Source organism: Pseudomonas sp. NPDC089734, from assembly GCF_044748865.1.
In the GTDB taxonomy this organism is placed as follows: domain Bacteria; phylum Pseudomonadota; class Gammaproteobacteria; order Pseudomonadales; family Pseudomonadaceae; genus Aquipseudomonas.
Genome location: NZ_JBIVGV010000007.1, coordinates 112,388 through 127,885, shown reverse-complemented (window position 1 = coordinate 127,885; position 15,498 = coordinate 112,388). Strand labels below are relative to the sequence as shown.

General features: G+C 57.1%; 11 protein-coding genes. 8 read left to right on the top strand and 3 right to left on the bottom strand.

Translation table 11 applies throughout. The annotated features are described in order from the left end of the window. Window positions 1-29 precede the first annotated feature (29 nt). The 3 genes from ACIPY9_RS11455 to ACIPY9_RS11445 all read right to left on the bottom strand — a co-directional run bounded on the left by ACIPY9_RS11455 (window position 30) and on the right by ACIPY9_RS11445 (window position 2,187). Window positions 30-368, bottom strand: a complete 339-nt coding sequence (locus tag ACIPY9_RS11455; protein WP_400700589.1) for a multidrug transporter — start codon at window positions 366-368, stop codon at window positions 30-32. 94 nt (window positions 369-462) lie between these two features. Continuing rightward, on the bottom strand, window positions 463-1,275 hold the full coding sequence (mutM, locus tag ACIPY9_RS11450) for a bifunctional DNA-formamidopyrimidine glycosylase/DNA-(apurinic or apyrimidinic site) lyase (RefSeq protein ID WP_400700587.1): 813 nt from the start codon (window positions 1,273-1,275) through the stop codon (window positions 463-465). Between the two features lie 45 nt (window positions 1,276-1,320). Further along, window positions 1,321-2,187 (bottom strand): HDOD domain-containing protein, encoded by an 867-nt coding sequence (locus ACIPY9_RS11445; RefSeq protein WP_400700585.1) that lies wholly within the window; start codon window positions 2,185-2,187, stop codon window positions 1,321-1,323. Window positions 2,188-2,400: 213 nt separating this feature from the next. Here ACIPY9_RS11445 and ACIPY9_RS11440 point away from each other — a divergent pair, with 213 nt between their 5' ends. The 8 genes from ACIPY9_RS11440 to mscK all read left to right on the top strand — a co-directional run bounded on the left by ACIPY9_RS11440 (window position 2,401) and on the right by mscK (window position 15,450). Next, complete coding sequence (locus ACIPY9_RS11440) at window positions 2,401-3,597, top strand: class I SAM-dependent rRNA methyltransferase (protein ID WP_400700583.1); 1,197 nt, start codon at window positions 2,401-2,403, stop codon at window positions 3,595-3,597. 321 nt (window positions 3,598-3,918) lie between these two features. Next, window positions 3,919-4,059 carry a hypothetical protein gene (locus tag ACIPY9_RS11435; RefSeq protein WP_400700581.1) on the top strand — a complete coding sequence of 47 codons (141 nt, stop codon included), beginning with the start codon at window positions 3,919-3,921 and terminating at the stop codon, window positions 4,057-4,059. A 61-nt stretch (window positions 4,060-4,120) separates the two neighbouring features. Further along, complete coding sequence (locus tag ACIPY9_RS11430; RefSeq protein ID WP_400700579.1) at window positions 4,121-4,600, top strand: glycine-rich domain-containing protein; 480 nt, start codon at window positions 4,121-4,123, stop codon at window positions 4,598-4,600. A gap of 1 nt (window position 4,601) precedes the next feature. Beyond that, window positions 4,602-5,885 carry a hypothetical protein gene (locus ACIPY9_RS11425; protein ID WP_400700577.1) on the top strand — a complete coding sequence of 428 codons (1,284 nt, stop codon included), beginning with the start codon at window positions 4,602-4,604 and terminating at the stop codon, window positions 5,883-5,885. Window positions 5,886-6,261: 376 nt separating this feature from the next. After that, entirely contained in the window at window positions 6,262-8,109 is a 1,848-nt protein-coding gene (gene ilvD, locus ACIPY9_RS11420; RefSeq protein ID WP_400700575.1) for a dihydroxy-acid dehydratase, read from the top strand. A 171-nt stretch (window positions 8,110-8,280) separates the two neighbouring features. Next, window positions 8,281-10,083: an acyl-CoA dehydrogenase gene (locus tag ACIPY9_RS11415; RefSeq protein ID WP_400700574.1), complete on the top strand. Its 1,803-nt coding sequence runs from the start codon at window positions 8,281-8,283 to the stop codon at window positions 10,081-10,083. A 199-nt stretch (window positions 10,084-10,282) separates the two neighbouring features. After that, on the top strand, window positions 10,283-12,025 hold the full coding sequence (locus ACIPY9_RS11410; RefSeq protein ID WP_400700572.1) for a potassium/proton antiporter: 1,743 nt from the start codon (window positions 10,283-10,285) through the stop codon (window positions 12,023-12,025). A 38-nt stretch (window positions 12,026-12,063) separates the two neighbouring features. Beyond that, window positions 12,064-15,450, top strand: coding sequence for a mechanosensitive channel MscK (gene mscK / locus ACIPY9_RS11405; protein ID WP_400700571.1), 3,387 nt, complete (start codon window positions 12,064-12,066; stop codon window positions 15,448-15,450). Window positions 15,451-15,498: the final 48 nt, after the last annotated feature.

Sequence of the window (15,498 nt, the reverse complement as noted above, 5' to 3'; positions counted from 1 at the left end):
TTATCCGCCGGTGGTGGAAACGCGTCGAATCATTCCTGCTTGCCATACCCATCGCCGGTACAGCCCAGACACCTGACGAACGCAGCCTTGCCCGGGTCGACCACGAGCGCCTTGCCCGTTGCGCCCAGATTGCCACCCGCTGCGGCAAAGGGCGCAGCAATGACGAACAGGCCCGTGCCGACGATGGTCGCTGCAATCAACAGGGGACGGGCAATGATCAGATCACCGATCATGGCGTAAGCCGGCGGGGTCTGGATGCTGTAGACCGGGTCACCGCTGCCCGCCGGAATGTCGGCTGCCACGGCCGGTACAGCCTGTAGCCCGACGAGCAGAGCCAGAGTGGCGGCAATAATACGAAACAGACTCATGACGTGGTCCTTCAGGTGTTACGGGTTGGAATGCTGATAACTATAAACAGCACTGAGGGTTAAGCAAGGAAGCAGGTATTTCAAAGCGTGGGCTTCAGGTCTGACACCTGGGGCAATACACACTGGCCCTCTGGCCCAGCTTGACCTCGCGCAACTGGGAGCCGCAGACCTTGCAAGGCTGTTCGCCACGACCGTAGACAAAGAGTTCCTGCTGGAAATAACCCGGCTTTCCATCGCCCCCGATGAAGTCACGCAGCGTCGTACCGCCCTGCTCGATGGCATGAGCCAATATGCGTTTGATCTCGATGGCCAGCTTCAGGTAACGCGCCCGGGAAATGCTCTTGGCTTCGCGGCGCGGATCGATACCGGCGGCAAAAAGCGCTTCGGTCGCATAGATATTGCCCACCCCGACCACCACCGCGTTATCCATGATGAAGGGCTTCACGGCGATCGACTTGCCTCGGGAGCGCTCATAAAGCCGCTCACCGTCGAACAGGTCCGTCAGAGGCTCCGGACCCAGGCGGATCAGGAGTTCGTGGTTATGCGGATCCAGGCTCCAGAGCATCGCACCGAATCGACGCGGGTCGGTGTAACGCAGGGCCAGCCCGGACTCCAGCTCGATATCCACATGCTCATGCTTGAGCGCAGGCAAACCGGCTTCCACCAGACGCAGGTTGCCCGACATGCCCAGATGGCTGATAAGCGTACCGACCTCGGCCTGGATCAACAGGTATTTGGCGCGCCGATCGACCTGCAGAATACGCTGCCCGGACAGACGCACATCCAGGTCTTCGGGAACGGGCCAGCGCAAACGTCGATCACGCACGATCACACGACTGACACGCTGCCCTTCCAGATGGGGCGCAATGCCTCGGCGCGTGGTTTCGACTTCAGGTAATTCGGGCATGGAAAACTCGGTGGTGCAGAAGAGAAAAACCGCGGATGCGCAGGATCAGTGCGCACCCAGCTCGCGAATGCTTTCCTTGAGGTATTCAAAGTCGTATTCGGACAGTCCGACGTAATCCAGCACCAGGTCACCGATGCTGTCCCACTCATGATCCTGGTCCTGGTTGCCCAGCACCCGGCTGGACTCACAGATATGCTCGGCCATTTTCAGGGGAGCCAGAAGATTCTTGAGCGTCGTGTTGCGGCTCGAATCGTCCTTGAAGATCGCCAGGGCATTGTGGTGGTTGGCAATGGCATTGCACACGTGCTCAGGCAGACGCCAGGACTTGGCCGTGAAATAACCGACCACGGCATGATTGGTGTCGAACGCGCTGTTTTCGGTGTCCACGATGCGGCATTCGGAACTGGCCTTGGCGTAGGAGTCTTCCAGCACCTGCATGTAGTCAGGAAAACGCTTGAGCATCAGCGGAATACCGCAATCGTGGAACAGCCCCAGGGCATAGGACTCATCCACGGTCTGCGAACCGATGCGCTTGGCCAGGGTCAGGCTGGTAATGGCCACATCCTGTGCACTGTCCCAGAAGCGATTGAGCGTCACGATGGTTTCGTCGCTCATCTCACCCTTGATCGACTGAGCATTGATCAGGTTGATGACGGTGCGACTGCCCAGCAGGTTAACGGCCTTCTGAATCGAGGCGATCTTGTTGGACAAGCCGTAATGCGGCGAGTTGACGATCTTGAGCAACGCACCGGACAGGCCCGGGTCCTGTGAAATCAGACGTGCAATCACGGCCAGATCGGGGTCTGGCATGTATTGCTCCATCTGCAGGTCCACCATGATCTGTGGCTGCGGCGGGACACTGATGCCCTGGAGGGCTTTCTGGATCTGCTCGGGGGTCAACTCTTCAGACATAAGAACTTACTCAAGGTCAGGTGAAGATTCTGCCCGCTTAATGAGAGCCGGTCCACAGCCACTTGGGCACATGGCTATGACTTTATCCAAGTTTCATGATTCTCATTTGCCGATCTTGCCAGACATCCGGTTTCTTACTCGTAAATTGACATCCCGAGCCTCATGCAAGCCAATCACAGGCTATAATCCCGCTCTTTTTTCCGGAGCGACGTCATGTCCCTGCCTAGCTTGCGCCTCAAAGCCAATGCCGACCGTCGCCTGCGCGCCGGTCACCTGTGGGTCTACAGCAATGAAATCGATGTAGCCGCGACCCCGCTGCATGGTTTTGCAGCCGGCGATCAGGCACTGCTCGAAGCCGCAGGCGGCAAGCCTCTGGGCATCGTCGCCATGAGCCCCAACAACCTGATCTGTGCTCGCCTGCTGTCGCGCGACATCAAGCTGCCGCTGGACAAATCCCTGCTGGTTCACCGCCTGAACGTGGCGCTGTCCCTGCGTGAGCGCCTGTTCGACAAGCCTTTCTATCGCCTGGTCTACGGCGACTCGGACCTGCTGCCGGGCCTGGTGGTCGATCGTTTCGACCATATTCTGGTGGTGCAACTGGCGTCCGCGACCATGGAGCATCACAAGGAAGACGTGATCGCCGCTCTGGTTCAGGTGCTCAAACCCAGCGGCATCCTGTTCAAGAACGACTCGGCCGCCCGCGATGCCGAAGGTCTGACCCGCTATGTGGAAACCGCCTACGGCGCAGTGCCGGAGTGGGTCGCCCTGGAAGAGAACGGCGTGAAGTTTGAAGCACCGGTGCTCGACGGCCAGAAGACCGGCTGGTTCTACGATCACCGCATGAACCGTGCTCGCCTGGCTCCGTATGTCAAAGGCAAGCGCGTGCTGGACCTGTACAGCTACATCGGCGGCTGGGGCATCCAGGCCGGTGCCTTTGGCGCCAGCGAAGTCACCTGCGTCGATGCCTCGGGCTTTGCTCTGGACGGCGTTGAACGCAATGCGGCACTCAACGGTTTTGCCGAAAAGGTCACCTGCATCGAAGGCGATGTGTTTGAAGCCCTGAAAGAGCTGAAAGCCGCCGAAGAGCGTTTCGATGTGATCGTGGCCGACCCGCCCGCCTTCATCAAACGCAAGAAGGACATCAAGAACGGCGAAGGCGCCTACCGCCGCCTGAACGAACAGGCCATGCGCCTGCTCAGCAAGGACGGCATCCTGGTCAGCGCCTCGTGCTCGATGCACCTGCCCGAGGATGACCTGCAAAACATCCTCCTGACCAGCGCCCGCCACCTGGACCGCAATATCCAGTTCCTGGAGCGCGGTGGCCAGGGGCCGGATCACCCCGTCCACCCGGCTATCCATGAAACCCGCTATATCAAGAGCATTACCTGCAGGTTGTTGCCCAATAGCTGATTTTGGTAACCGCCCTCCTTTGCGCGTCTGATCAAATGATTTGGAAACGCTGCAAGGGAGAGGCGGCCTGCTGAACCACTTCCTGCTGAATACAAAATCAGCCCCCTATGCTTTTATTCTTTCTCAAAAACCCAACTAACGCCAAGATACAAACCGAACACATCCCCGCCATAGAGTTTGCTGAAACGCATTCAGCCCACAAAGTAAAATTTCGCACAAAACTCAGAGCGTCGCCTTACACATTCAGTACTTGATCATATTTTCCAAAAAACTATTCTGAGCCTGTCACAACATTGTGATCACTTAAGAATAGGAAAAAACATGAACAAGCCTACTAAAAACAATCAAACTCAAAACAAACCCACACAAATCTTCTCTCCTGAAGCCCAATCGCTATTGATGAGGCGTCAAGAAATGAAAGCGAGCGGCCATCATTGCCAAGGCGGTGGAGGCTGGCACTAATAAGTTCAAACTAAAAAGCGCTACGCTGCTCACACAGCGTAGCCACTCAAGGCAAATAAAAATGAACAAACTCTATAAAAAAATCATCGATACCTTGCCTCACATGAAAGACACGACGGCTACCAGTACCCCCTCCCTTGAAGAGGCCGTCATCCACATAGAACAAATGGACTTATCCTCACTTAAAAACAAGCTGTGCTCTGAAAGCAAACTCCTGACCAGAACATGGAGCACTGCAGAGTGCGAAGTAGCTATTCAATACTATAAAAACTTTTTATTTTTAAATAAAAAATATTTAAAACACTACCCCGTCATACCACCATCAATCGAAATCGACGAAATATGGCATCAACACATTCTGGACACTCGCACCTACACCACAGACTGCCGAAAAATATTCGGCCACTACTTTCACCACTACCCTCAATTTGGGACACGAGGAAAACAGGACTCCAAAAATCTGAATATTGCCTTTGAGGTTACCCAAACACTTCACGAAATTGAGTTCGGCAATAGAATACTATCTCTTTGGGAGCGATAGCATGACGTACAACAACTTCGTGAAAAAAACATTACCTGCATTTACATCAAGCCGTCTCACTCCACTATTGGGAATATCCTTACTCTTCTCGCTGACTGCCCATAAAGCACCTGATGATCTCGTCACAATATCCTACGTGCTGGCACTATTTTCCATTGTATCGACTATCGCTCCCATGCTGATAGCAACCTCAGGCAACACCACATCTTCGTTGATTGATGACGAGGCAGCGAAACGTAATTTTTTCACAGGAGGATTTACAACGACACTTTGCCTGGCCAGTGCAAGCACCATACTTTCTATCATGGTGCTTTTCATAGCTCTTACTCTTCCAGGCATGAGAAATGTTCATACACCCGCCTTTGTGAGTCTGTCACTTATTTATCTACCTGCCATACCTCTACTCTCAATAAATTTTTTCCTTCAACTCTTTCACGAAGCAGACAAAAGGCACTCAAACTATTCAAAAATAAAAACAGGCACCACCTTTCTCGGCGCAATCTTCTTGCTAACCGCCTTTGCCTACAGCCCAAGAAACGCATTCAAATATTACGCCATGAGCTATTTTCTTCTCACGGAGGCATTATTATTCATTTACCTGATAAAACTCAGTACAGGATACCGCTTCATCTCAACCCGCCACGCCCAGAAAATAGCCAGCGACCTGTTAAAAAAAGGAGGCCCTCTTGCAAGTGGGGTTGCGGGCCAAAAGATCTATTTTTATTTGATGGTGGAACGGCTCACAACAACCAATCCAGACCTGACCATCCAGCTGTCCATTTTCATGAGCATCATCAATATCATTTCAACCCCGTCACAGGCCTTTAGCCAGATTCACAGCCTTCATACAAGCCAACAACCAACGAAATCAAAATACAACTACCATCATGGAATACTCTGGACAACCGGAATAAGCAGCGCCCTCGCTGGATTGCTTTATATCACAGGAAACCATTTCTTTATCACCTACAGCAACAACACTCTCCATCTTACTAGCTCACTGTATCTGACTACCGTTTTCTTTTTGACAGGCAATGCCTTTCTGGCACTGACAATGGCCCATCTTCGCGCCCGAAATGACACCCTAACCCCCCAAATAATAGTCAACATCCTTATGCTGACTACAGCCACGCCTGTTATTTACACCCTTTCATGGGATAAACACGAATTCTTTACACTTATCATTATTCAGGGTACAGCCCTTTTTTTAAGCGCCCTTATTTTGCACAACCGAATTTCTGCACTCCACAACAGGGATAAAATCGCCTGCCTGAAAAAAACCTGATTCTGACCCATATGATTTTTTCGATCATGAATGAGCAGATTGTCGACACCGATACAGGGATATATCTTTCGTACTTGGCCTGAAAAGCCCAAACAGCAGCTCCCATCCGACGCATAGAGCCAACTCCCAAGAACGGGCCAAACGAAAACCCTCACCCCGATTAGCTGTTCAGGATGTGTCCGCAACCTGCCGACCGGTGTAGAATCGACGCTATTCATCGCCAGTCATCCCCCGGCGGGTTTATGAGCTCAGGCCGAGTGCACGGTGATCCCGTGGCGTTCGGTTTCTTCGCTGCATCCGGTCACTGCCGTGTGCGTGTGGCGTCAATAGAAGCTCACTCCCCTTACTGATTAGCCTGTTTTGCCGGAGTGCTCCAATGCCTGATTACCGCTCGAAAACGTCCACCCACGGCCGCAACATGGCCGGCGCCCGCGCCTTGTGGCGCGCCACGGGCATGAAGGACGAAGACTTCAAGAAACCGATCATCGCCATTGCCAACTCGTTCACCCAGTTCGTACCGGGACACGTCCACCTCAAGGACATGGGCCAGCTGGTCGCCCGTGAAGTCGAACGCGCCGGCGGCGTGGCCAAGGAGTTCAACACCATCGCCGTGGATGACGGTATCGCCATGGGTCACGATGGCATGCTGTATTCGCTGCCGAGCCGCGAGATCATTGCCGACTCCGTGGAGTACATGGTCAACGCCCACTGCGCTGACGCCATCGTCTGTATCTCCAACTGCGACAAGATCACCCCCGGCATGCTGATGGCGTCGTTGCGCCTCAATATTCCGGTGATTTTCGTGTCCGGTGGCCCGATGGAAGCGGGCAAGACCAAACTGGCCAGCCATGGTCTGGACCTGGTCGATGCGATGGTCATCGCGGCCGACTCCACCGCCAGCGACGAGAAAGTTGCCGAGTACGAGCGCAGCGCCTGTCCGACCTGCGGTTCATGCTCCGGCATGTTCACCGCCAACTCCATGAACTGCCTGACCGAAGCACTGGGTCTGGCATTGCCGGGCAACGGTTCGACACTCGCGACCCACAGCGACCGTGAACAACTGTTCCTGCAGGCCGGTCGCACCATCGTAGAGATGTGCAAACAGTATTACGGCAACAACGATGCGTCGGTTCTGCCACGCAACATTGCCAACTTCAAGGCGTTCGAGAACGCCATGATGCTGGACATCGCCATGGGTGGCTCGACCAACACCATCCTGCACTTGCTGGCCGCCGCTCAGGAGGCCGAAGTGGCCTTCGACCTGCGCGACATCGACCGTCTGTCCCGCAAGGTTCCGCAGTTGTGCAAGGTGGCTCCGAACATCCAGAAGTACCACATGGAAGATGTACACCGCGCTGGCGGCATCTTCAGCATCCTCGGTTCGCTGGCCCGTGGCGGCCTGCTGCATACCGATCTGCCGACCGTACACAGCAAGTCCATGGCCGAAGCCATCGCCAAATGGGACATCACCCAGACTGACGACGAAGCGGTACACACCTTCTTCAAGGCGGGTCCGGCGGGCATTCCGACACAAACGGCTTTCAGCCAGTCCACCCGCTGGCCGAGCCTGGACGACGACCGCGAAAACGGCTGCATCCGCAGTTTCGAGCACGCCTATTCGCAGGAAGGCGGTCTGGCCGTGCTGTACGGCAACATCGCACTGGATGGCTGCGTGGTGAAAACCGCAGGCGTGGACGAGTCGATTCATGTCTTTGAAGGCAATGCCAAGATATTCGAAAGCCAGGACAGCGCTGTACGCGGCATCCTCGCTGACGAAGTGAAAGCGGGCGATATCGTGATCATCCGTTACGAAGGCCCGAAAGGCGGCCCGGGCATGCAGGAAATGCTGTACCCGACGTCGTACCTGAAATCCAAAGGCCTGGGCAAGGCTTGCGCCCTGCTCACCGACGGCCGTTTCTCGGGCGGAACATCCGGCCTGTCCATCGGCCACGCTTCGCCGGAAGCCGCTGCGGGCGGTGCAATCGGCCTGGTACGCGATGGCGACAAGGTGCTGATCGACATTCCGAATCGCTCGATCAACCTGCTGGTCAGCGATGAAGAGCTGGCTGCGCGTCGTGCAGAGCAAGACAAGAAAGGCTGGAAGCCTGCCGAAGTGCGTCCACGCAAAGTGACCTCAGCCCTCAAGGCGTACGCCTTGCTGGCCACCAGCGCCGACAAGGGCGCTGTACGCGACAAGGCCCTGCTGGAAAAGCTGGTGCCTTGACCTGAAAAGCCCGCTATCCGCTGGATAGCGGGCTTTGCGTCCATTCACCGCCCCAGCCTGCGGTGATAACGGATTGTCTCTCTTTTCTGCACCATCACCCGTATCAATCATGCTGTGCAGTCCCCCTTCGCTGCCCTAGACTCGGGCCATTCCAGAAGAATGGTGACGGTCATGTCCGAGACGCTGCTCAGTTCCCGCAATCTGGCTTTCGAGCTCTATGAAGTGCTGGATGCCGAGTCCCTGACCCGGCGCGAGCGCTTTGCCGAGCACTCCCGCGAAACATTCGATGCAGCCATCGGCACAGCCCGCACGATTGCCGAGAAATACTTTGCGCCCCACAACCGCAAGGCCGATGAAAACGAGCCACGGTATGAGCATGGCGAAGCGGTACTGATCCCCGAGGTCAAACCGGCGGTAGAGGCGTTTCTGGAGGCCGGATTTCTCAACGCGGCACGGGACTTCGAGGCTGGCGGCATGCAGTTGCCGACCCTTTTGTCTCAAGCCTGTTTTGCCCATTTTCAGGCCGCGAACGCAGGCACCACGGCTTATCCCTTCCTGAGCATGGGCGTAGCCAATCTTATCGAGAGTTTTGGCAGCGACGAGCAGAAGCAACGCTTTCTGCAACCGATGATCGAAGGCCGATTCTTCGGCACCATGGCGCTGACCGAACCTCATGCAGGCTCTTCTCTGTCGGATATCCGCACCCGCGCCGAGCCTGCTGGAGATGGCAGTTATCGCGTGCGCGGCAACAAGATTTTCATTTCCGGCGGCGATCATTCGCTGTCGGAGAACATCGTGCATATGGTGCTGGCCAAACTGCCGGACGCACCAGCGGGTGTGAAAGGCATTTCGCTATTCATCGTGCCCAAGTTTCTGGTCAGTGAAGACGGAAGCATCGGCCCCCGTAACGACGTGATCCTGGCCGGACTGTTCCACAAGATGGGCTGGCGCGGCACAACGTCAACGGCACTGAACTTCGGCGATAACGGGCAATGTGTGGGCTATCTGGTCGGCCAGCCGCATCAGGGCCTGAGCTACATGTTCCAGATGATGAACGAGGCCCGTATCGGCGTGGGCATGGGAGCCGTGATGCTCGGTTATGCGGGTTATCTGTACTCGCTGAACTACGCACGCGAACGCCCGCAAGGACGACTGCCGGACAACAGGAAACCCGATAGCGCACCGGTGCCGATCATCCAGCACGCCGATATCCGTCGCATGCTGCTGACTCAAAAAGCCTATGTGGAAGGCGCTTTCGATCTTGGCCTGTATAGCGCTCGCCTGTTCGACGACACCCACACCGGCGAAACCGAAGCAGTCCGTCATCAGGCCCATGAACTCCTTGACCTGCTGACACCCATCGTCAAATCCTGGCCCTCGGAGTTCTGTCTGAAGGCCAACGAGCTGGCGATCCAGATTCTGGGCGGCCACGGTTATACCCGTGAGTATCCGGTGGAGCAGTATTACCGGGACAACCGTCTCAATCCGATCCATGAAGGCACCCACGGCATTCAGTCTCTGGACCTGCTGGGGCGCAAGCTGACGCAACATGACGGAGCCGGGCTCAAGCAGTTGATCCGCCTGATCGCTGACACCACAAGACGCGCCAGTGCCCACGACAACCTGACAGCCTTGCGCCAGCCCCTGGAACAACTGGTGACACACCTGCAAACGGTTACCGTCGGCCTGCTGACCGATCTGGCTCACGGCAAGGTCAATGAAACACTCGCCAATTCAGCCCTGTACCTCAAGGTATTCGGCCATGCCGTCATTGGCTGGCGCTGGCTGGAACAGGCGATTCACGCCGAGAAGGGCCTGAAAGAAGGAAACCCGGCAGACACCGACTTCTATAAAGGCAAACTACAGGCCGCTCGCTATTTTCTGACCTGGGAAATACCGGGTTGCCATCATGAACTGACCCTTCTCGAAACCCGCGATGACACTTGCCTGTCCATGCAGGAAAACGGGTTCTAGCCCTCTTTCCCCGATCTGCCTTTGCGAATGCAAAGGCAAGACCCCATCACACCTCCCCTAATCGGACCACTATTATCCGGTCACATGCAGCAATGCTTTGACAGCCAGCCAATTCAACAGGTTAAATCGATTGGCACGCGGACTGCATGGTCAGTTTTCGCCCTCACTGTTTTGATTCGTTTTATATGGAGTACCGCCCTTGGATGCCACAACCATCAACAGCCTGTTCCTTATCGGCGCGTTGCTGGTAGCTGCAAGCATTCTGGTCAGTTCACTCTCTTCACGACTCGGCATTCCGATTCTGGTCATCATCCTTGCCGTCGGCATGGTTGCAGGCGTCGACGGCGGCGGGATCATCTTCGACAACTACGCCACGGCGTATCTGGTGGGCAACCTGGCGCTGGCCGTGATTCTGCTCGATGGCGGCCTGCGCACGCGAGTCGCCAGTTTCCGGGTGGCGCTATGGCCTGCGCTGTCGCTGGCGACCGTCGGAGTGCTGATCACCACCGCACTGACCGGCATGGTCGCTGCGTGGCTGTTCGACCTGAACATGATTCAAGGCCTGCTGATCGGCGCAATCGTCGGCTCGACCGATGCCGCAGCGGTGTTCTCGCTGCTGGGCGGCAAAGGCCTGAACGAGCGGGTGACCGCCAGCCTGGAAATCGAATCCGGCAGCAACGACCCCATGGCCGTGTTCCTGACCGTCACCCTGATCGGCATGCTTGCCAGTGGCCAGACCGGCCTTCACTGGGGACTGCTGGGGCATCTGATTCAGGAATTCGGTACTGGCAGTGTCATCGGCCTGGGTGGTGGCTGGCTGATGTTGCAACTGGTCAACCGTATCAACCTGGCCGCCGGGCTGTATCCGATTCTGGTCATCGCAGGCGGTCTGGCGATCTTTGCTCTGACCAACGCCATCCATGGCAGCGGCTTCCTGGCCGTCTACCTCTGCGGTCTGGTGCTGGGCAACCGACCGATCCGCAGTCGCCACGGCATTCTGCACATGCTCGACGGCATGGCCTGGCTGGCACAGATCGGCATGTTCCTGGTGCTGGGCCTGCTGGTCACACCGCATGACTTGCTGCCCATCGCCATCCCGGCCCTGGGCCTGGCGCTGTGGATGATTCTGGTGGCACGTCCGCTCTCGGTCATGGTCGGCCTGCTGCCGTTCAAGGCATTCCACGGTCGCGAAAAGGCTTTCATTGCCTGGGTCGGCCTGCGCGGTGCGGTCCCCATCATTCTGGCGGTGTTCCCGCTAATGGCCGGCCTGCCCAACGCGCAGCTGTACTTCAACCTCGCGTTCTTCATCGTTCTGGTTTCGCTGTTGCTGCAAGGCACCAGCCTGCCGTGGATGGCCAAGTTGCTGAAGGTGACGGTTCCGCCTGATCCGGCCCCGATTTCCCGCGCCGCACTGGAAGTGCATGTCACCAGTGAATGGGAGTTGTTTGTCTATCGACTGGGCGCAGAAAAATGGTGCATCGGTGCAGCCCTGCGCGAACTGAAGATGCCGGAAGGCACACGTATCGCTGCGTTGTTCCGGGGCCAGCAACTGCTTCACCCTTCGGGCAGTACCACACTGGAAGTGGGCGACCTGCTGTGCGTGATCGGCCACGAACACGACCTTCCGGCACTGGGCAAGTTGTTCAGCCAGGCCCCGCAGCGCGGTCTGGACCTGCGCTTCTTTGGTGACTTCGTCCTTGAAGGCGATGCTCAACTGGGTGCCGTTGCCGCACTTTATGGCCTGAAACTCGACGGTCTGGACGCGAACATGCCGCTCAGTCAGTTCATCATCCAGAAAAACCGTGGAGAGCCGGTCGTGGGCGACCAGATCGAATGGAACGGAACTATTTGGACGGTTGCGGTGATGGAAGGGAACAAGATCCTCAAAGTCGGCGTCAGATTCCCAGAAGGAAGCCGCCCGAGTCCCGGATTGTTCCTTTAAACTGCCAATCCACTCGTTTTATCCAGCGACCGGTGTCTATGTTCTCCCTGCGTGCCTTTTTTGCTGTCACTCTGCTTGGGCTCTGCCTTTCCACTTTCCCGGCGCTGGCTGCCGACCCGCCGGCCAGGGAAACCGTACAGCAGAGTCTGGACAAGATTGCCGACCGTAAACTTCCGGAAGCCGATCAAAAAGCACTGCAACAGGTGCTGGAACAGACACTGGCCTTTCTCGACAGCCAACAGGACAGCCAGCAGAAGCTGACGGCCCTCAAGCAGCAGTTGAATCAGGCCCCCAAACAGACCACCGATAACCAGCGCGAGTTGCTGCGCCTGAAGGAAAGCAAAGTCATCCCGGTGGCCCAGCGCTATGGCAACCTGGATGTGCCGCAACTGGAACAGATGCTCAGCCAGCGCAGCACCCAGCAAAGCGATCTGCAAAAAGCGCTGAACGATGCGAACAGCCTGACCATCACGGCCCAGACGCGCCCGGAAAGGGCCCAGGCGGAAATCAGCGCCAACCAGACACGCATCCAGCAGATCAATGCCATCCTCAAATTGGGCAAGGACAACGGCAAGACGCTCAGCGCCGACCAGCGCAATATGCTCAATGCCGAACTGGCCTCGATCAACGCCCTGAACCTGTTGCGTCGTCAGGAACTGGCCGGTAACAGCCAGCTTCAGGATCTTGGCAACAGCCAGCACGACCTGCTGACCGAAAAAGTCAGCCGCCAGGAGCAGGAAATTCAGGACCTGCAAACCCTGATCAACGACAAACGCCGCGCCCAGTCCCAAAAGACCGTGGCGGAGCTTGCTCTAGAAGCCCAGAAAGCAGGCAGCAGCAGCCTGCTGGCCACCGAAAGCGCGGCCAACCTGAAGCTGTCCGACTACCTGCTGCGTGGCACTGACCGGCTCAACGAGCTGACCCAGCAGAACCTCAAGACCAAGCAGCAACTGGACAACCTGACCCAGACCGATCAGGCGCTCAACGAACAGATCAACGTACTGAGCGGCAGCCTCCTGCTGTCCAAGATTCTCTATAAACAGAAGCAGGCCTTGCCTCATCTGCAACTGGACAAAGGGCTGGCCGACGAAATCGCCAACATTCGTCTGTACCAGTTCGAGGTCAATCAGCAACGCGAGCAGATGAGCAGTCCTTCGGCTTATGTCGAAAGACTGCTGGCAACCCAGCCTCCTGAAGACATCACTCCGCAACTGCGCAAGACCCTGCTGGATCTGGCGATTACACGCAGCGACCTGCTGGAGCGCCTGAATCGCGAACTCAGCGCCCTGCTCAACGAATCCATCACCCTGCAACTGAACCAGAAACAGCTGACCAGCACCGCCATCAGCCTGCGTGCCACGCTGGACGAGCAGATGTTCTGGATTCCCAGCAACAAGCCGCTGGACATGGAGTGGTTCCAGAACATCTGGCCGCGTCTGAAAAAGCAGCTTGCCACCCTGCCCTGGACCTCCAGCATCAGCGAGCTGTCCGACGGGCTGACGCAGCGTCCGCTGTTGTTCATGCCCCTGTTGCTGCTGATCGGCGTACTGACCTGGCGGCGCAAGGCGCTGTATCAGAAACTGGGCCAGTTGCACGCGGACATCGGCCACTTCAAACGTGACAGCCAGTGGAAAACGCCCCTGGCGCTGCTGATCAATGTCCTGCTGGCAATGCCCGTTGCATTGGGACTGGCTCTGTGCGGTTACGCCCTGCAGATCGATGCCCGTGGACAGAATGCCAACCTGGGCGAAGCCTTGTTGCAGATTGCCCTGACGTGGCTGGTGTTCTACACGGCCTATCGCGTGCTGGCCCCCGCAGGTGTTGCGCAATTGCACTTCCGCTGGGAAACGGCACAGGTGGAGTTCCTGCGTGGCTGGGTACGTCGCCTGGGGCTCGTGGTACTGGCGCTGGTGGCGGTGGTTGCCGTTGCGGAGCATCAACCGGCAGCGCTGGCCGACGACGTGCTGGGCATCGGAGTCGTGCTGACCTGCTATGCCTTGATGACACTGTTGCTCAGCCGCCTGCTGCTCTCCAGCCCGACCCATCACAACGCCTCGCTGTTCCGCAAGGCGGTGGGCCTGGCGTTCACGGCCCTGCCCATCGCGCTGTTTCTGGCAGTCTGCTTCGGTTACTACTACACCGCCCTCAAACTCAGCGACCGCCTGATCGACACGCTTTATCTGCTGATGCTCTGGCTGGTGGTCGAAGCCACCTTCGTGCGTGGCCTGAGCGTGGCCGCACGACGCCTGGCTTATCAGCGGGCACTGGCCAAACGTCAGGCAGCGCGTGACAGTGGCGACGGTGAAGCGGCGATAGAAGAACCGAAACTGGACATCGAACAGGTCAACCAGCAGTCGCTGCGCCTGATTCGCCTGGCCTTGCTGGGCGGGTTCATCGGTGGGCTCTATCTGGTCTGGGCCGACCTGATCACGGTATTCGCGTACCTGGACAACATCACCCTGTACGAATACACCAGCGGCACAGGCACCAACATCAGCATGGTGCCCATCAGTCTGGGCGACATGATCGGCGCACTGGTGATCGTCGGTATCACCTTCGTGCTGGCGGGCAACCTGCCCGGTCTCCTGGAAGTTCTGGTGCTGTCACGCCTGAATCTGGCGCAAGGCAGCTCCTATGCCACCACGACATTGCTGTCCTATGCCATTGCCGGTATCGGCTTCGTGTCTACCCTTTCGACCCTGGGCGTGAGCTGGGACAAGCTGCAATGGCTGGTCGCTGCACTGTCGGTCGGCCTGGGCTTCGGCATGCAGGAAATCTTCGCCAACTTCATTTCCGGCATCATGATCCTGTTCGAGCGTCCGGTGCGGATCGGTGACACCATCACCATCGGCAACCTGTCGGGTACGGTCAGCAAGATCCGCATCCGCGCCACGACCATCACCGACTTCGACCGCAAGGACATCATTGTCCCGAACAAGACCTTCATCACCGGTCAGCTCATCAACTGGTCGCTGACCGACACCATCACCCGCGTCACCCTGAAACTGGGTGTGGATTACGGTTCGGATCTCGATCTGGTCCGTACCCTGTTGCTTCAGGCCGCCCGTGAAAACCCACGGGTTCTGAAAGAACCGGAACCGATTGTCTACTTCCTGAACTTCGGCGAAAGCACCCTGGACCACGAACTGCGCATGCACGTACGCGATCTGGGCGACCGTAACCCGGTGCTGGACGAGATCAACCGCTTCATCAACCGTGAATTCAAGAAGCAAAAGATCAACATCTCGTTCCGCCAGATGGAGGTCTACCTCAAGAACCTTCACGGTCAGGAATACAAGATGGTACCCATCGAAAACACGGACAAGACCATCCTGCCTGTCGAACCCGGTACGCCTCCAGTCACGACCAAAGTGGCACCAGCCCCCAAAGATGCTCCCGAGCCGCCTGAGGTCAGGCTCGACTGACAGGGCTAATCCCAGCAGAATGCTCGGACATTCTGCTGGAGACGGCCC